This is a genomic window from Bacillus sp. Medicinal_06 (assembly GCF_056711665.1).
The window spans coordinates 1-254 of record NZ_JBWYHD010000096.1; the positions used below are offsets into that span (position 1 = coordinate 1).

The window sequence follows — 254 nt, forward strand, 5'->3', positions numbered from 1 at the left end:
CGAGCGAACCGATTAAGAGCTTGCTCTTAAGAAGTTAGCGGCGGACGGGTGAGTAACACGTGGGTAACCTGCCCATAAGACTGGGATAACTCCGGGAAACCGGGGCTAATACCGGATAACATTTTGCACCGCATGGTGCGAAATTGAAAGGCGGCTTCGGCTGTCACTTATGGATGGACCCGCGTCGCATTAGCTAGTTGGTGAGGTAACGGCTCACCAAGGCAACGATGCGTAGCCGACCTGAGAGGGTGATC

1 rRNA gene is annotated in these 254 nt (G+C 54.3%); it reads left to right on the forward strand.

Going from position 1 to position 254, the window contains the following annotated elements:
- Positions 1 to 254 (forward strand): 16S ribosomal RNA (locus AC1M36_RS28660); the annotation flags it as partial.